Raw genomic sequence first — 15,366 nt, forward strand, 5'->3', positions numbered from 1 at the left:
CGCCGTCTGTCAAGAAAAATCAATTCAGTGCAATCTCGAGCAATTTCCCCGCGAGCTGGCGTTTAGCCTGCTCTGTGATCATCTGATATTCTTTTGGATAAACTTTTTCCATATTCGCAAGAATCTCTTTCGTTTCGGTCAAAAGCTCCACATCTGTAATAAGATTCGCCGCCTTTAGCGTACTCACGCCATGCTGCCGTGTTCCTATAATATCACCGCAGCCGCGCAGCTGCATATCCTTTTCCGCAATCTCAAAACCGTCGCTGCTCCGCACAAGAACGCGCAGGCGTTCATACGCCTCTTGATGATCGGAGACAAGGAAGCAATAAGATTGAAATCCTCCCCGGCCCACTCGTCCTCTTAACTGATGAAGCTGTGCTAAACCAAAACGTTCCGCATTCATAATGACCATTGCCGTTGCGTTTGGTACATTGATCCCCACTTCAATTACGGTAGTTGAAACCAATATCTGGATCTTGCCTTTCGAAAAATCATCCATGATCTCTTGTTTTTCCGCATTCTTTAATTTGCCATGAATAAGGGCAGCCTTGCTTCCGGGATAGAACTTCCGTATTTCTTCAAGCATCTGCTTTGCAGCCTTGGCCTCCATCCCCTCTCCCTCTTCGATCAGCGGACAAACGAAATAGCATTGTCTTCCCGCAGACAGCTCCCGTCTGATGAAACCAACCATAGCATCATATTTATCCCGATGGATCAAATATGTCTTGATCTCTTTGCGTCCCGGCGGAAGCTCGTCCACTATGGAGATATCCGTATGCCCAAAAAGCACAAGGGAAAGCGTACGCGGAATTGGCGTAGCAGACATGATAAGCGTATGGATATCCCGTCCTCCCAAAAGAGCTGCACGCTGCTTTACGCCAAAGCGATGCTGTTCATCCGTTATGACCAGTCCGGGCCTTTTCAAAGAAAGTTCTCCGTATAAAAGCGCATGCGTACCAATGATGATCATCGCAGAACCGTCAGATATTTTTTGCCGCATTTCGTCTTTCTTTTTAGCGTTTGGTGCTCCCGTCAGGCAAATCACTTCATTTTCCGGGAACAATTTTACCGCCGTTTCATAATGCTGCCGCGCCAATATCTCGGTAGGCGCCATAAGGACACTCTGATAGCCGTTTTTGCGCATACAATACATAGCAAAAAAAGCAATTACCGTCTTGCCGCTCCCTACATCGCCCTGCACAAGACGGTTCATGACTGTGTCTCCCTCAATATCATCCATGATTTCTTTCATAACGCGTCGTTGAGCGTTGGTGAGCTCAAACGGAAGAGACCGTTCAAATTCTTGGACAGAACATTCATTTATACGCGCACAGCTTTGCGCCCGGCTTTCATCTCCCAAAAGCGTCAGCATTCTATTAAAAATCAAGAGTTCATCAAAAACGATTCTTTCTCTCGCTTTTTCTATATGCGCAGCTGATTCCGGGAAATGTACCTCTTTCAGCGCCGCCTTGATACCCGGTAATTTATATCTGCGTAAAAAACTGCTTGAATAAAGCTCTACCGGTTCCATGACCCGCAGGGCTTCCCGTATGAATTTCCTCATCATGTTCTGCGTCAGCCCAGCCGTCAGAGGATAAACAGGCTGAAAAGCCTCTTCCGGCTTTTTGAAATACAGCTCCGGCACTGCAATACGCACTTTGCCAAATCTATGCTCCAACCGTCCATAAATATAAAGCGTATTTCCAGTCGCAAGATTATTTTTGATGTAAAATTGATTAAAGATATCTACCGCCGCTATTCCTGTACCATCTGCTATTTGAAAGCTTGTGATCTCAAGATTGCGTTTTGGTCTTTTGACGGTAGGCTGCGATACTATTTTCCCTTCAAAAAAAGCCGTTTCTCCAAAGCGGGCTTCCCCGATTTTTTTGATGTGGGAAAAGTCTTTATAAGCGCGCGGCAGGTGATATACGAGATCCTTTAGGGTAGAGATCTCTATTTTTTGTAACGTTTGAAATATTTTTTCTCCTATGCCCGAGAGGCCTTTTACACTTTCATTCAGTTCCATTTCCATACCCATAAACCGTTTAAAGGTCCCTATCGATAAAGAAAAAAGCCGACGCTTTGCCGGCTTTTTTCGTCGCTTCGATCACTCCACTGCAATCATATAAGGATAAACCGGTTGCCCGCCGTAATGAAGCTCGATATCACGATCTGAAAATTCTTTTCCGCATAATTCCTCAAGCTGGCCTGCGCTGGCTTCATCAGCACCTTCACCATAATAAATCGAAATCATTTCAGAATCCTCATCGATCATCACGCGCAGCAGTTCCATAAAAACCGTTTTGAGCTCTGTTCCGTTCGCAACAATATCATTCTCAGCAATCCCAATCAGTTCGCCCTTCTTGATTTCATTTCCATTTAATCTTGTATCGCGCACCGCATGGGTGATCAACCCGGTTTTAACTTCTTTTATCACCCGGCCCATACGCTTTACATTGGCTTCAAGGTCTGCTTCCGGGTCATACGCGACCGCCGCTGCGATCCCTTGTGGAACTGAAGTGGTTTTTAGTACAAACACATTTTTCTCGCTCAGTTCTGCTGCCTGCTCCGCTGCAAGAACAATATTTTTATTATTCGGCAGAACGATGATATTATCGGACGGAGCTTTCTTTACCGCCTGCAAAATATCGTCTGTAGAGGGATTCATCGACTGCCCGCCGTCTACGAACGCTTCGATTTGCCAATCACGGAAAATCGTCCGTATTCCATCGCCTGCAGTCACGGCAACAACCGCTATATTACGCTGTTCCGCCTGTACGGGAGCTTCCATATCCGGAGCTATCTCCGAAAGCTCACGATGCTGTTCTCTCATATTGTCTATCTTAATATGACTCAGTTCTCCTAATATCTGTGCATATTGGAGTGCCAGTCCCGGTTCGTTTGTATGCACATGTGTCTTTACCAAAGATAGGTCGCCGACTACCAATACGCAATCGCCTATTTTGGAAAGATTATTTCTATAGGTATCGATATCCCTCTGTTTGACTTCCGGATAGATATTCTTGATAAAAAATTCCGTACAGTATCCAAACTTGATTTCTTCATCCGGCGCTTCGAGGTTCGTAAAATCGACGACAACTCCCTGCGAGCCTAAAATATTTTCTGCATCGACATCAGCACCGTCGAGCACGCTCTTCAAACCCATAATAATGGCAAGAAAGCCTGCCCCGCCTGCGTCCACAACGCCTGCTTCTTTCAGGACCGGGAGCTGCTCAGGCGTCTCTTTCAGGGCTTTTTCACCTTCTTGGATGATGTATTCGAGCTGTGCATATAAATCGGCCGACTTTTCGGCCATGAGTTCCGCTGCTTCCGCCATTTTTGTTGCGACTGTGAGTATTGTACCTTCTTTGGGCTTCATGACCGCTTTATATGCATAATTTACGCCGTTTCGGAACGCTTCTGCAAATACAGCAGTTCCAATACTTCCTTCTGCTTTTGAGAGCGTATCGGCAAAGCCTGCGAATATCTGTGACAGAATCACGCCCGAATTTCCCCGTGCTCCCTTCAGCGCACCCAGACTCAAGGCCTGCACGATCGCTTTCATGTCGGCCGGATCTGCCGCCGCCACCTCTTTCGCAGCTGAAATCATGGTAAGCGACATATTCGTTCCCGTATCGCCGTCCGGTACCGGAAATACATTAAGCGCGTCGAGCGACTCTTTATTCTTCTCCAGAGTCGCTGCCGCGCCTACGATCATATCTTTAAATTGCTGCCCATCCAGCAGTTCGATCAATTCGAGTTCCCCCTTAAATCTGGATTCCCTGTACGATGATATCTACGCTCTGTACATTCAGGCCCGTTTCCTTTTCCACCGTATATTTTACTTTGTCTATAATGTTTTCTGCCACTGCAGCAAGAGAAACCCCATATTTTACCGTAATATACAATTCGATGACGATATTTTCAGAACCGTCGGTCTTAACATGCACGCCCTTTTTCAGATTATCGCCAGTGAACATATTGGCAATCATTTCCGTGATATTCTTTTGCGACATCCCGACAAGGCCATAACACTCGAGCGCACTGTATCCTGCGATAGAAGCAATATAGTCTTCCGTATAGGTTACCGTACCCAAATCGACTTTCAAACTTGCACTCATGAAAAAAACCTCCTAATGGTTTATTGATATTTATTATATACCAACTTTTTGCCAATAGCAATCGCATATCCCGTTCCGAATCACTAAATTTAACCATTATTCATAAAAAACACTTGCATTCAGTCGCTTTTGATGGTAAAATAAACGCTGTTTGAACGTATACACCAAGAGGGAGGTGTTTTAGATGGCAAGATATTGTGAGATTTGTTCAAAAGGTGTCGTATCTGGCAACAAAGTCAGCCATTCGCACAGAACATCCAAAAGAATTTGGGCTCCAAACGTACAGCGTGTCAGGGTCATTGAAAATGGGACCCCTACCAGAAAATATGTTTGCACGCGCTGCCTGCGTTCCGGCAAAGTTGAACGCTACGTATAATAAGTTTTATAATGCAAAAAGGACGGATTTCAATGTGTTTCCGTCCTTTTTTATATTATTTTTTATTTCTCTTTTCGGCACAGGGGAACTTTCTTATCTTTGCAGATAAAAACAAAATCATCGCTGCTGATCTCCGCTCTGTTCCCCAGCATTAGGTTGCTTACGCCGCGGGGTCTTCCGTTGGTCAATACAAGATCCTCAAGCGGATAATACAGCCCGCTCGCCGTTACCGTGGCCTTTTGGTTCACCGGGATTATGGAGACCGTTTGTCCCGGCTGACCGCTGATATGAAAGGTTCCTATATGCAGGGTGATTTCCTGAATGTCATCTTCTATCGTCAGAGACATCTCTCTTTGAAACGTGTATTTCAGCAGCATCAGATTGGACAGCAGATGGTCGATTCGGCCCCCTGTCGCTCCAAGAAGCCGTATCTCTTCTGCACCCTCCTCCTTTGCTTTATCGACCGCCAATGTCAGATCGGTATCATCCTTTTCTGAGGGAGCCGTAAGAAAACAACTTTTTCTTTCATATTTTTTCAGCAAAGAAGGCTCCACTGAATCCATATCTCCAACGACAAACGCCGGTTCAACTCCATATTTATCGAAAACCCGCAGTCCGCCGTCAACCGCGATCAACAGCTCTGCCTGCTGCACGGCATCCAAAAAAAGAGCTTTTCCCGGTTCGTCCCCCGCCGCCACCAAGAGAGCTTTCATTCTGCTTCTCCCCGCAGTTCCCGCACTGTTCTTTCCGGATCCTTTGCACTAAACACTGCATTCCCGGCTACGAGTACCGTTGCTCCTGCTTCTCGCAGCTGCATACAATTGCTGAGATCGACTCCCCCATCCACTTCGATATCGATCTTTTTTCCGGAAGCGTCTATCATTCTGCGCAGGTCTGCTACCTTTTCCAGCACTGCAGGAATAAAGGCTTGTCCGCCATATCCGGGATTGACGGACATCAAAAGAATCATGTCGACGTCATCCAAAACATATTTCAGCACTTCAAGCGGAGTTGCCGGATTCAGAACGACACCCGGTTTTTTACCGCATTGTGATATCTGCTTCAGGACGCGCTGCAAATGATCCGTTGCTTCCGCGTGTACTGTAATAAGATCAGAGCCAGCTTCTGCAAAGCGCTCAATATACCGCTCTGGCTGGACGATCATCAGATGCACATCAAGCGGGATATCCGTGATCTCATTCAGTCTTGAAATCATCTGAAAACCAAACGAAATATTGGGAACGAAAACTCCGTCCATAATGTCGCAGTGGAGATAGTCCGCTCCGGCCCGTTCCATCATTCTTACGCCTTGCTCCATGTTGCAGAAATCTGCTGCCAATAAAGATGGTGCTATTTTTATCATTTATTTTTCCTCCAAAGAATGAATAATCCGTATATATCTTTCATAACGCTCTCGGGGAATATCTCCCCTTTCCACTGCAGCTTTAACAGCGCAATCCGGTTCCTTGTCATGCCGACAGGATGCGAATCGGCAGGCTTGCGCAGCAATACGAAATTCAGGATAATAAACTGCCGTTTCCGATTTATCAAGCCCCGTCTCAAACATGGAAAACCCGGGGGTATCTATGATATACGCATCGCAGTCAGCAATATAAAACAACTCCGCCTGCCGGGTCGTATGTCGTCCGCGGGCCGTCTTTTTGCTGAGACCGCCTGTTTCCAATGTCAGAGCAGGGTCCAACCGGTTCAGCAGCGATGATTTCCCGACTGCCGACTGACCGGCAAAGCATGCGCTTTTGCCCCGCAATATTTCTTTTAAGGGGCCGATCCCTTCATTCGTCCTCGCCGAGGTAAGTAAAACTGCATAACAGGCATATTGGCGGCGAATAGCTTCTGCCTGTATTCTATCCATATCTGTTTTATTGATAAGAATAACAGGCTCTATTTTGTTCTTCTCTGCCTGAATCAGCAGTTTATCGGCAAGAATAAGATCCGGTGCAGGCTTTCCCGCCGAAAGGACAAGCAGCAGCTTATCTATATTGGCCGCCATCGGACGTACAAGCGCATTTCTGCGCGGCAGGATCTCTTCTATAGAGCCGCCGCCGCGCAGCGCCTCAAATTCTACGAGGTCGCCCGTCATTGGTTTAAGGCCTTCCCGGCGAAAACGGCCGCGTGCTTTGCACTCAAAAACATTACCCTTACCGTCGCTTACATAATAAAAACCGCCAATCCCTTTTATGATCCTTCCGCGGATTTTTCTTTACCTCCTTGTAAATTCTACTGTTTCGGTACGCACTTGGACGTCGTTCAGAAACAACACTACATCCTGCTGAACAATCTCTTCATCCGAATCGATGTAAACGGTCCCACCCGGTTCCACAACATGGTCGCCCGCTTCCATGATAGTATCGTAAATGATATAATAAACAGGAACGCCGTTGATATTGCCCGGAACACCGATCCGCACCGATGTAACATCCTTTGGGATATTAAGACTGAATTCGTCTTTCATTTGATACCGTTTTCCATCTGCCGACGGAATCGTCAGCGCTACCGGATCGTTCACAGATATTTCCGTATTTTCAGGTGGATTCTGAGATATTACGGTACCTTCTTCTTCACCGCTCTCTTTCTCATAGACAAAAAACAGGTTTAAATCTTTTAACTGCAGCACGTTCAGCGCATCTGCAAGCTGCATGCTCTGTATGTTGGGAACAGAAATCTTTTGCGTATCCGGCGAGGCCTTTACGGTGAGCCAAACACTTCCGCTCTCAGATACAGATTCTCCTGCCGCCGGATGCTGTTCGATCACATAACCGACCGGAGCGTCTCCCTTCGTATCTTCTACGATTTGGTCCCACTCTATCCCATTTTCGAGCAGCACTTTCTCCGCCTGTGCTCTATCCATATTTGTTACATTTGGCATAATATCGGAGCCTGTTCCGTTGCTTACGATAAGGGTAAGCGGGTCATCCTTTTTGAAATCCGCACCTGCCGCCGGCTCCTGACGAATTACGATCCCTTTTTCTGCTTCCGATGAATTCTCATAAACTACCGTTGGAACTGTCGTCACCTTTTGTGCTGCTTCTACCGCGTTTTTTTCCGTCATTCCAACAAAATCCTGAAGGGTGACCGGCCTTTCTGCACTGAAATTGATGACTGCGCTCACAATAGCAATGATCGCAAAAATAACGACTGCAGCAACTCCAAAAATCATCAACAGGCGCTTCATGCTTTTTTTGGAACGCCTTGCATGTTCCTCCAAATGCTGCTGCGTGCGTTTGCTCTCGCTGTATTTTACATATTCTCCATCCGGCTCAAGCAAACACCTCTGCAGATCTTCATACATATTGAAAGCCGATTTATAGCGAAAATGCTTATCCTTTTGTGTGGCTTTCTGGATTATTTTATTGATACTTTCCGGCACAGCAGGATTTTCCGCTCTTGCATCCGGCATTGGATCATTGATATGCTTCAATGCGATCGCAACCGACGTATCCGCGTCAAACGGTACTTTCCCCGTTACCATTTCGTATAGTAATATTCCAAGGGAATAGATATCGGAGCGTTTATCTACCCGTTCGCCGCGTGCCTGCTCCGGCGAAAAATAGTGAACCGATCCCATGACGCTTCCTTCCTCTGCTGTGATCGTATTCTGCGCTATATTTCGCGCGATCCCAAAATCAGCAATATAGGGTTCTCCTGTCATATCGACCATCACATTATGCGGTTTGATATCCCTGTGCACAAATCCTTTTACATGTGCATATTCGAGAGCGAGACATATTTTCTTCGCAACGGCGACGGCATATTTGACAGGCAGCGGACCATTCACATTGATCAAATGCTTGAGCGTTTTTCCCTCGATCAAGTCCATTACGATATAATAGGTACCGTCATCCAGCCCTGCATCATAGGCACGAATAATATTCGCATGGCGAAGCTTTGCCGCGGCTTGCACTTCTTTTTTAAAGCGCTGTACGAATTCTTCATTTTCTGTAAGCTCAGGCTTCAGCACCTTAACGGCCACGGTTTTCTTTGACAGTTCGTCCACCGCTTTATAGATATATGCAGAGCCTCCTGAATCGATTTGTTCGATCAGGCGGTACCGTCCGCCCAGCACCGTATCCGGTCCTATCATAAGGCGCCTCCTTCTTGCGTACGCTGGGCGAGGATAACGGAAATATTATCCTTTCCACCGCTTTCCAAGGCAATATCAACAAGCTTTTGCGCTTTTTCTTCAAGACTGTTCGGCCCCTTTAAAATACGAAACATCATTTCTTTATCCAGATAGTTTGACAAACCGTCTGAGCATAACAGAATAATATCGTCTCCGCTCCACTCCACGGAAAACAAATCCACTTCCAAATCTTTCATGCCTACAGAGCGCGTGATAATATTCTTAAAAGGATAGTCTTTCGCCGCACCTTCGTTGATAACACCGCTGTCTATCAGGTGCTGAACATACGTATGGTCTTTCGTGATCTTATAAATATCCTCCGCCCGCTTGTGATAGGCTCTTGAATCTCCTACCTGAGCGATCGTGATTTTGTCTTCATCAAAGGCCGCAAAGGTAAGCGTAGTTCCCATTCCCTGCAACGCCGAATCCTTTTCCACCGCCTCGATCAGGCGTTGATTCACAAAGCGAATGCCTTCTATGATTTGCAGCTCGCTTAATACGGAACAGCCTAATCCACTAATATAGCACTCAAGCTCAGCGCACACCATACCGCTCGCGACTTCGCCTGCGGCATGCCCGCCCATTCCGTCCGCTACCAGCATATAAAAAGGCTGGCTTTGATCGTGTACTAAAATAGAATCCTCGTTTGTCGCTCTTACTTTTCCGATGTGTGTCAGTGCCGCTGCTTTCATGTCCTATCTCCATTTTTGCCAACATATTGCTGCCTAAGCTGTCCGCACGCTCCGGCGATATCGCTGCCCATAGACTTACGCACCGTCGCTGAAAGCCCTTCCTTCTCCAGCATATTGCAGAAAGCATATACTTTTCTCCTGCATGGCGCTTTCAAAGTTATCCCATCGTTTCCATTCAGCGGTATCAGGTTGACATGGCAATTCATCCCCGTCAATATCTCTTTCAGCATGCGGGCGTCATTCTTTGTATCATTAAAGCCGTCTATTACGACGTATTCTATTATAATACGCCGTCCTGTTTTTAGAAAGTACGTTCGCGCTGCATCTAATATTTCAGCGATTTTATATTTTTGGGCCGTCGGCATGATTTTCAAGCGCTTTTCATCAGACGCGGCATGCAAGGAAATAGAAAGCGTGATTCCAAGGCCTTCTTCCGAGAGCTTTTTTATTTCGTCTGTCAGCCCGCATGTCGAAAGGGATATCCCGCGCAGTCCTATGCCCATTCCCTCCGGTTCATTCACCATACGAATAAAACGGACGACATGGTCATAATTATCAAGAGGCTCCCCCATTCCCATCAATACGATATGATCAATATTACGCCCGGGCCCTTGTTCTGCATTTACAGCGATCACCTGTGCTAAAATCTCTCCGGCAGTCAAATTACGCTTCAGGCCATCTCTGCATGAAGCACAAAACGCACACCCCATCCGGCAGCCTACTTGCGTAGAAACGCAGATCGTGTTTCCATAATTTTTTGGCATGAATACGCTTTCGACCGTGCTGCCGTCTAAATAACGGAACAAATATTTTTTCGTTCCGTCTGCGGCAGAAAGCACCCTGCACGATTCGGCATAACCTTCTCCATACTCTTTCCGCAATTGGCTCCGAAGTACCTTTGAAAGGTCCGTCATCTCTTCAATCGGTTTCTGTTCCGAGATCCATTTCAAAATTTGCTTCGCCCGGAACGATTTCTCACCTATGTGCCGAAGCTCATCCTTCAATTCGCTGTATGTATAGTCGATCAAAGGCCGTTTCATGATTTCTTCAACCTCGCCATGAAAAAACCGTCTATACTGTCGATATGCGGAAATAATTGCAGCATTCCGCCGTCGGCGCGTTCCTTCAATTCTCCCGGCAGATAAGGAGCTAAATTGTCCTCTGAAAATTCCGGATGCCGTTCCAGAAAATTCCGGACATTCTCTTCGTTCTCTGCCCAGTCTATCGTACAAGTCGAATAGAGCAAAACGCCGCCTGGCCGTACATAGTTTGCACAGGTATCCAGTATCGCGCGCTGGATACGGACAAGTTCTGAAATATCCGTTTCCTTTTTAAAAAGCCTAATATCCGGCTTTCGATATAAAAGGCCAAGCGCACTGCACGGTACATCTGCAAGAACAACGTCAAATGCCTCTTTCCATTCCGGTTTGAATACCGCCGCATCTCCAAGGCAGACTTCTGCACTCTCAACGCCGAGCCGCGCAAACGTTTTTTCAATCAGTACCTTCCTATGTTCATGCAGCTCCTGAGAAACAATTTTGCCATTCAGTGCAAAGCATGCTGCATAAGCGCTCTTTCCGCCGGGAGCGGCACAGGCATCCAGCACCTTATCTTCCCGCTTGATTCCTGCTGCACAGACAGCAGCCTGAGATGCTTCTCCCTGTATCGTGATAAGCCCCTCGCGAAATTCAGGCATTTGCTCCGGCGCTTCCATTCCCTTGATATAATATGCGTCCTCGCAATACAGTCCGGACAAATATCCCGCAGCAATTGCAGGCCCTGCCTTCAGCCGGTTTAAGCGTATACACGTCAGAGAGCGGTCACCGGTATAGCTCATCATTTGCTCTGCCTGTTCTTCGCCATATTCTTTTATGTATTTCTTACACAGCCATTTGGGATAGCTGTAGAAAACATGAAAATATTCCGCCGGATCGCCGTCGCGATCCGGATAATGAATCTTCCCAAAGCTTTTGGATAGATTTCTCAATACAGCGTTCACAAAGCCTTTTAGCTGTTTTTTGCCGCTTTTTTCCGCTAATTTCACGCTTTCGTTAACCGCTGCAGAAACAGGAACCGATTCAAAAAACAGAAGCTGGCACGCGCCCAAACGCAGAATATTCATAATCACCGTATGTACCCGCCGCACAGTAATAAATTGCTTTAGTACATGATCGATACGAAACAGGTTTTCGATCGTAGTATTTGCAAGCGCCATAATAAAGCGCTTATCCTCAACGCTCCACCTGCCTGACAGCACACGTTTGCATTCCAAGTTCAGATAGCTTTCGTTTTGCAGCACATTCGATACGATCTCAAGCGCCGCCTGCCGCGCATTCAATCCTGTTGTTCCCCTTGCTTTTCAAAAATATATCCTGACTCGAGCGGACGGCCTCTCATACAATCTTTCGCGGCCATACACCGTGCTCCACTTCGTTTCAGTTCATCGATCGTCACCAAACCGTCCGCGCAGCGGATCCCGAGCCCCCGTTTGTCATCGGCATACAAAACCGTTCCGCACGGCTCGCTTCCGGAATAGTCATGCGCAGATACACGGTATACTCTTATTTTCTCATTACGATACATCATATAGGCTCCGGGCGCGGGGTTTGTGCCGCGCACAAAGTCATGGAGCTCACGTCCTGTTTTACTAAAATCAATTTGTCCGAAGCCTTTTTTGAACATCGGAAAATAGGTTGCCTCTTCTTCTTTTTGCGGCGTGCGCATAAGCGTGCCTGCTTTCATTTTTTCCAACGTTCTGCGCAATACATCTGCGCCGAGAACACTCAAGGTTTCATACAGCTCTCCTGCTGTCATATCTTCTCCGATATCGACTGCCTCCTGCTCCAGAATGTCTCCTGCATCCAACGCAAGCGCCGTATACATAGTCGTCACTCCGCTTCGTTTCTCTCCGTTGATGATCGCCCACTGGATCGGGGCCGCTCCTCTCAATTTCGGCAAAAGAGAAGCGTGCACATTGATACAGCCATATTGCGGAAGCGAAAGGATCTCTTCCGTCAGGATATGCCCGAACGCCGCTGTGATCATCAAATCCGGCGACAACTCCCTTAAGAGCGCAACCCCCTCGGGCGCTTTGATTTTCTCAAATTGATAGACCGGAAGCCCCGCCGCCTCAGCAGCCGCTTTAACAGGCGGAGGCGTTAATTTATGGCCTCTGCCCGCTTTTCTGTCCGGCTGAGTAATGACTGCCGATATATGATAGTTTTCCCGAATCAGCATTTCTAAGGAGGGAACGGCAAAATCAGGCGTTCCCATAAAAACGATATTAAAGTCCTTTTTCATCCGCATGCTCCTCATGCCCCTCCGGTTCAATGCGCTCTACCATTTTATCTGTAAATAAAATGCCGTCTAAATGATCTATTTCGTGTGCAAAGGCACGTGCTAACAGTTCCTCCCCAGTATATTCATGCTCTTCCCCGTTGCGGTCCAATGCGCGCACCGTTACTTTAGCAGGACGCACCACATATCCCGCATCATCCGGCAAGGAAAGGCAGCCCTCCTCCATCCGCTGCTGCCCCTCCGCATGTATGATCTCAGGATTGATGAGCTCTATGAGGCCATCGCCGACATCGATTACAACAACACGCCTGAGCACCCCCACCTGCGGGGCCGCTAATCCAACTCCACGCGCCTCATACATCGTCTGCGCCATATCATCCAAGAGCTCGGTAATATGCTTATTGATTTTAGTTACCGGACGCGAGATCTTACGCAGCCTCGGATTGTCTTTTAAAAGTATGGTTCTGGTCGCCATATTTTTCCTCCGTTACGCCATATTGACCGGATTGATATCGATACCGGTCAAAACGTTGCCATATCTTGTCTTCTGAAACAGCTGATATATCTGTCCAATCAAATCTTCATCGTTCTTTAGATGAATCAAGATATGGTAACGTTCCATATCCTTGATCCTTTTGATGGCCGCTTCAGACGCTCTGATACTTATTATACCACGTTTATGGGGCAATAGCACCGCTTTTAATCTCCTGATGAAATCTTTCACGGCTTCCACTACCTGCTCTTCCCGTTCCCCGGAAAACTGTATCTGCACATAGGTCGAAAACGGCGGGAGCTGTGCCATCTCGCGCATAGCGATCTCTTCCCGGTAAAAGCCTTCGTAATCATGATATTTCGCATACTGTATCGCATAATGCTTCGGATTATAGGTCTGCAGGATCACTGTGCCCGGCTCTTTCCTGCCTGCGCGTCCGGCAATTTGTGTGATATGGCAAAAGGTACGCTCTGCGCTGCGGTAATCCGGTATGTTCAGCATCGTATCGGCTGCAAGCACTGCCGATAGGGTCACATTCTTGAAATCGAAGCCTTTGGTTATCATTTGGGTTCCTATCAGGATATCTGCCTTATGCGCGGCAAAATCTTCAAATAACTCAAGATGTGCGCCTTTTGTTGTCATAGTGTCGAGGTCCATACGCAAAACGCGAGCCTGCGGAAACATTTGTCTGACCTGTTCCTCTATCTGCTGGGTTCCTGTTCCGAAATATTTCAGATGCGGTTTTCCGCATATCGGACAAACTGTTTCCGGTACTTTGGTGCGTCCGCAATAGTGACACTTTAAAATATCCTGTGTCTTGTGATAAGTCATCGTCACATCACAGCTCCCGCACTTTACTACATAGCCGCAGGACCGGCACATGACAAAGGTAGAATAACCTCTGCGGTTCAGAAAAAGCATAGCCTGCTTTTTTTGAGACAGCGTATGTTCAAGCTCCTCATATAATCGTCCGCTGATTGCTGTGCGGTTTCCCTTCTTCAGTTCCCCGCACATATCCACGATCTCGACCGCAGGAAGCTGAAGGCCAAAAAGCCTGTTCGGCATCTTGAGAAGCTCATACTCACCGCGGCATGCTTTATAGTAGGTTTCGATCTGCGGCGTAGCGCTTCCGAGAATCAAAAGAGCACCGCTGAGGCGGCAGCGTTCTTCTGCGATCTCATGTGCGGTATATTTGGGATAATTGTCGGCCTTATAGCTTGTTTCATGCTCTTCATCAATAATGACCGCGCCAAGATCATCAAGCGGCGCAAAGATAGCCGATCGTGCCCCAAGTACGATTTTTGCCTTACCGCGCTTTACTTTCATCCACTCGTCAAACCGTTCTCCCGCGGAGAGTCCGGAATGAAATACAGCAATCTCTTCATCAAAGCGCTGCTTCAAAAAAAGATAGGTCTGAGGCGTCAGCGAAATTTCAGGTACAAGAAGTATCGCGGTTTTTCCCTTTGCAATACAGTCGCGCATGACGCGGATATAAATCTCCGTTTTTCCGCTTCCCGTAACGCCGTGCAGTAAAAAGCGCTTTTGTTTTCCGTTCCTAATCGCTTCCAAAATTTGCTTCTGCTTTTCCGTCAATTCATAATCCCGTGTACGTGGAACGCTCTTTTCAAAGGGCAGCCGCGCTATTTCCGCACGCACGATTTCAAGTATTCCCTTTTTTTCAAGCGCATGCACCGCGGATGTATTCAGCTCACGAAGAGCCATTTGTCCATTATGCTTGAGAAAGGTAAGGACTTCCATCTGTTTCGGCGATCTCGGCCTGCCGTCTTTTTTTAAAAGCGCACGCTCAGCCTGTTCCAGCTCTTGTCCTTTCAAGATCAGACGCGCCATTCTTTGCGTTTTAGCCGATATGCGCCCCCCCCGCACCTGTGCGGGAAGCATAAAGCGCAGCGCCATCGCCAAAGTCGTATTATATTTTTTTTGTATGAATTCCGCCAGATGAATCTGTTCTTCCGTCAGCGCACAAAAGGATTCGAGCGGTTCTATGATCTCCCGTATTTTATCCGGCTCATAATCAGAAATCTCCTTGATTCCAATCACGATCCCCTCTGTATCTTTCATTTTTCCGAAGGGAACCTTTACACGCATACCGGGCCGAATCTCCATTTCGCTCGGTATGCGATATTCAAATACGCGGTCTACCTGTGTATGGGAGATATCGACGATAACCTCAGCATACATGCAGTTTCCCTCCTTTCCAAAAATAGCGCTCCTTCTTAAAGGCGCGC

At 47.2% G+C, this 15,366-nt stretch carries 14 protein-coding genes; 1 reads left to right on the top strand and 13 read right to left on the bottom strand.

Translation table 11 applies throughout. The features are described from left to right. Positions 1 to 19: 19 nt before the first annotated feature. The 3 genes from recG to PUP29_RS02435 form a co-directional block, all read right to left on the bottom strand. Positions 20 to 2,026, bottom strand: a complete 2,007-nt coding sequence (recG, locus tag PUP29_RS02425; protein WP_353423761.1) for an ATP-dependent DNA helicase RecG — start codon at positions 2,024 to 2,026, stop codon at positions 20 to 22. Positions 2,027 to 2,107: 81 nt separating this feature from the next. Continuing rightward, a complete protein-coding gene (locus tag PUP29_RS02430) occupies positions 2,108 to 3,754 on the bottom strand; it encodes a DAK2 domain-containing protein (protein ID WP_079547411.1) in 1,647 nt (548 codons plus the stop codon). Between the two features lie 13 nt (positions 3,755 to 3,767). After that, the gene (locus tag PUP29_RS02435; RefSeq protein WP_079547410.1) at positions 3,768 to 4,121 is read right to left on the bottom strand and encodes an Asp23/Gls24 family envelope stress response protein; all 354 of its coding nucleotides are present in this window, start codon (positions 4,119 to 4,121) and stop codon (positions 3,768 to 3,770) included. Positions 4,122 to 4,305: 184 nt separating this feature from the next. On the opposite strand from PUP29_RS02435, the gene rpmB reads away from it, so the two are divergent. Then, positions 4,306 to 4,497, top strand: coding sequence for a 50S ribosomal protein L28 (rpmB, locus tag PUP29_RS02440; protein WP_079547409.1), 192 nt, complete (start codon positions 4,306 to 4,308; stop codon positions 4,495 to 4,497). A gap of 62 nt (positions 4,498 to 4,559) precedes the next feature. On the opposite strand, the gene PUP29_RS02445 is transcribed toward rpmB, so the two are convergent. The 10 genes from PUP29_RS02445 to priA are packed head-to-tail and all read right to left on the bottom strand — an operon-like array spanning position 4,560 to position 15,319. Further along, entirely contained in the window at positions 4,560 to 5,210 is a 651-nt protein-coding gene (locus tag PUP29_RS02445) for a thiamine diphosphokinase (RefSeq protein ID WP_079547408.1), read from the bottom strand. Next, a complete protein-coding gene (gene rpe, locus PUP29_RS02450; protein WP_079547407.1) occupies positions 5,207 to 5,860 on the bottom strand; it encodes a ribulose-phosphate 3-epimerase in 654 nt (217 codons plus the stop codon). Before rpe ends, PUP29_RS02445 begins: the two co-directional genes overlap by 4 nt. Next, positions 5,861 to 6,712 carry a ribosome small subunit-dependent GTPase A gene (rsgA, locus tag PUP29_RS02455; RefSeq protein ID WP_079547406.1) on the bottom strand — a complete coding sequence of 284 codons (852 nt, stop codon included), beginning with the start codon at positions 6,710 to 6,712 and terminating at the stop codon, positions 5,861 to 5,863. It abuts the gene before it with no gap. 6 nt (positions 6,713 to 6,718) lie between these two features. After that, entirely contained in the window at positions 6,719 to 8,599 is a 1,881-nt protein-coding gene (locus PUP29_RS02460) for a protein kinase domain-containing protein (RefSeq protein ID WP_079547405.1), read from the bottom strand. Continuing rightward, positions 8,596 to 9,330: a Stp1/IreP family PP2C-type Ser/Thr phosphatase gene (locus PUP29_RS02465; RefSeq protein WP_079547404.1), complete on the bottom strand. Its 735-nt coding sequence runs from the start codon at positions 9,328 to 9,330 to the stop codon at positions 8,596 to 8,598. The genes PUP29_RS02460 and PUP29_RS02465 overlap by 4 nt, the downstream gene beginning before the upstream one ends. Continuing rightward, positions 9,327 to 10,370 (bottom strand): 23S rRNA (adenine(2503)-C(2))-methyltransferase RlmN, encoded by a 1,044-nt coding sequence (gene rlmN, locus PUP29_RS02470; RefSeq protein ID WP_079547403.1) that lies wholly within the window; start codon positions 10,368 to 10,370, stop codon positions 9,327 to 9,329. Before rlmN ends, PUP29_RS02465 begins: the two co-directional genes overlap by 4 nt. Beyond that, positions 10,367 to 11,668, bottom strand: a complete 1,302-nt coding sequence (gene rsmB / locus PUP29_RS02475; protein WP_079547402.1) for a 16S rRNA (cytosine(967)-C(5))-methyltransferase RsmB — start codon at positions 11,666 to 11,668, stop codon at positions 10,367 to 10,369. The genes rlmN and rsmB overlap by 4 nt, the downstream gene beginning before the upstream one ends. Continuing rightward, positions 11,665 to 12,630 carry a methionyl-tRNA formyltransferase gene (fmt, locus tag PUP29_RS02480; protein WP_353423763.1) on the bottom strand — a complete coding sequence of 322 codons (966 nt, stop codon included), beginning with the start codon at positions 12,628 to 12,630 and terminating at the stop codon, positions 11,665 to 11,667. The genes rsmB and fmt overlap by 4 nt, the downstream gene beginning before the upstream one ends. Continuing rightward, positions 12,614 to 13,102 (bottom strand): peptide deformylase, encoded by a 489-nt coding sequence (gene def, locus PUP29_RS02485; RefSeq protein WP_079547401.1) that lies wholly within the window; start codon positions 13,100 to 13,102, stop codon positions 12,614 to 12,616. Before def ends, fmt begins: the two co-directional genes overlap by 17 nt. A 12-nt stretch (positions 13,103 to 13,114) precedes the next feature. Further along, a complete protein-coding gene (gene priA / locus PUP29_RS02490) occupies positions 13,115 to 15,319 on the bottom strand; it encodes a replication restart helicase PriA (protein ID WP_079547400.1) in 2,205 nt (734 codons plus the stop codon). Between the last annotated feature and the right edge of the window lie 47 nt (positions 15,320 to 15,366).

The organism is Christensenella massiliensis, from assembly GCF_040409835.1.
GTDB classification, from domain to species: domain Bacteria; phylum Bacillota; class Clostridia; order Christensenellales; family Christensenellaceae; genus Christensenella; species Christensenella massiliensis.

What these genes read in the sequence shown, in the direction of transcription:
- recG (WP_353423761.1), bottom strand. Translation starts at nt 2,026, where the DNA reads ATGGAACTGAATGAAAGTGTAAAAGGCCTCTCGGGCATAGGAGAAAAA.
- PUP29_RS02435 (WP_079547410.1), bottom strand. Translation starts at nt 4,121, where the DNA reads ATGAGTGCAAGTTTGAAAGTCGATTTGGGTACGGTAACCTATACGGAA.
- rpmB (WP_079547409.1), top strand. Translation starts at nt 4,306, where the DNA reads ATGGCAAGATATTGTGAGATTTGTTCAAAAGGTGTCGTATCTGGCAAC.
- PUP29_RS02445 (WP_079547408.1), bottom strand. Translation starts at nt 5,210, where the DNA reads ATGAAAGCTCTCTTGGTGGCGGCGGGGGACGAACCGGGAAAAGCTCTT.
- rpe (WP_079547407.1), bottom strand. Translation starts at nt 5,860, where the DNA reads ATGATAAAAATAGCACCATCTTTATTGGCAGCAGATTTCTGCAACATG.
- PUP29_RS02460 (WP_079547405.1), bottom strand. Translation starts at nt 8,599, where the DNA reads ATGATAGGACCGGATACGGTGCTGGGCGGACGGTACCGCCTGATCGAA.
- PUP29_RS02465 (WP_079547404.1), bottom strand. Translation starts at nt 9,330, where the DNA reads ATGAAAGCAGCGGCACTGACACACATCGGAAAAGTAAGAGCGACAAAC.
- rlmN (WP_079547403.1), bottom strand. Translation starts at nt 10,370, where the DNA reads ATGAAACGGCCTTTGATCGACTATACATACAGCGAATTGAAGGATGAG.
- fmt (WP_353423763.1), bottom strand. Translation starts at nt 12,630, where the DNA reads ATGAAAAAGGACTTTAATATCGTTTTTATGGGAACGCCTGATTTTGCC.
- def (WP_079547401.1), bottom strand. Translation starts at nt 13,102, where the DNA reads ATGGCGACCAGAACCATACTTTTAAAAGACAATCCGAGGCTGCGTAAG.
- priA (WP_079547400.1), bottom strand. Translation starts at nt 15,319, where the DNA reads ATGTATGCTGAGGTTATCGTCGATATCTCCCATACACAGGTAGACCGC.